1 protein-coding gene and 1 pseudogene are annotated in these 1,539 nt (G+C 49.1%); both read left to right on the top strand.

Features of this window, described 5'->3' with window-relative positions; genetic code table 11:
• Positions 1-426: pseudogene (locus WD019_RS21590) on the top strand (2-oxoglutarate dehydrogenase E1 component); the annotation flags it as partial.
• Positions 419-1,539 (top strand): 2-oxoglutarate dehydrogenase complex dihydrolipoyllysine-residue succinyltransferase (gene odhB / locus WD019_RS21585; RefSeq protein WP_425712800.1); only part of this gene is annotated, 1,121 nt, incomplete at its 3' end. The pseudogene WD019_RS21590 and the gene odhB, both read left to right, overlap by 8 nt.

The following is a 1,539-nucleotide window of genomic DNA, read 5'->3' as shown; positions in this document are numbered from 1 at the left end:
CTTGGCAAGCATGCGGATCAAGTGGAACGGTTAATTTTATGTTCGGGTAAAGTAGCGATCGATCTGGCAACGGAAATCGAGGCGAAAGAAGAGAATTTCGACTGGCTTCATATCGCCCGCGTGGAAGAGCTTTATCCATTCCCGGAAAAAGAAATTCAAGCGATCATTAGCCGCTTTGCCAACTTGAAAGAAATCGTCTGGGTCCAAGAAGAGCCGAAAAACATGGGAAGCTGGATGTATATCGAGCCGAGAATCCGCGCGGTAGCGCCGGAGAATGTATCCGTCGATTATATTGGGCGTCCTGACCGCTCCAGTACGGCGAGCGGAGATGCCGAAGTCCATAAAAAAGAACAAGCGCACATTATGCATAAAGCACTAACTGCAAAAATTGCTGTCAACCAAGAAGGAGGTCATGGTCGTGGCTGAAGTCAAAGTACCAGAACTAGCAGAATCAATATCTGAAGGAACGATTGCACAATGGTTAAAAAATGTTGGAGATCAAGTCAATAAAGGCGATTACATCGTTGAGCTTGAAACCGACAAAGTCAATGTTGAAATTAGCGCGGAAGAAGACGGCGTGCTGCAAGAAATTTTAAAAGAAGCCGGAGATACAGTTGAAGTCGGCGAAGTGATCGCTGTGCTTGGAAGCGGAGCAGGAGCGGCTGCCCCGCAAAAACAAGAAGAACAACCGAAAGAAACGGCTGAAGCGCCGAAAGCAGCGGCAAAAGAAAAAGCGTCATCTGTTGAACCATCAACGACTCCTGCGGATCGCCCGGTTGCCTCTCCTGCGGCGAGAAAACTGGCGAGAGAACTTGGCATTGACTTAAATCAAGTGGAAACCCGTGATCCATTAGGAAGAGTCCGTCCGGAAGACGTGAAAGCCCATGCGACGAAGCCGGCGCAACAAGCGCAACCGCCAAAAGCAGCGGCTCCTCAAGCGGCACCGGTTTCTCCTGACAAACCAGTGGAGCGCATTAAAATGTCCCGCCGCCGTCAAACGATCGCCAAACGCCTCGTTGATGTCCAACATACAGCGGCAATGTTAACAACATTTAATGAAGTAGACATGACGGCGATCATGGATGTCCGCAAACGCCGCAAAGATGCTTTCTTAGAACAACACGATGTGAAACTTGGCTTTATGTCGTTCTTCACAAAAGCGGTTGTCGGAGCGTTGAAGAAGTTCCCGCTATTAAATGCGGAAATTCAAGGCGATGAAATCTTAATGAAGAAATTTTATGATATCGGGGTAGCCGTTGGAACCGACCAGGGCCTTGTCGTACCGGTCGTACGCGATGCCGACCGCCTATCATTTGCCGGCATTGAACGTGAAATTGCCGATCTTGCGAAAAAAGCACGCAGCAACAAACTTACTCTTAATGAACTGCAAGGCGGAACGTTCACGATCACAAACGGCGGCATTTACGGATCGCTCATGTCCACACCGATCTTGAATGCGCCACAAGTCGGAATCCTTGGCATGCACAGCATCCAATGGAGACCGGTTGCCATCGATAAAGATAAAATGGAAAACCGCCC

It is taken from the genome of Fictibacillus sp. Mic-4 (assembly GCF_049843615.1).
GTDB lineage: Bacteria > Bacillota > Bacilli > Bacillales > Fictibacillaceae > Fictibacillus_A > Fictibacillus_A gelatini.
Note: the sequence above shows the minus strand (reverse complement) of the source record. Positions and strands in the feature narration are given on the sequence as shown.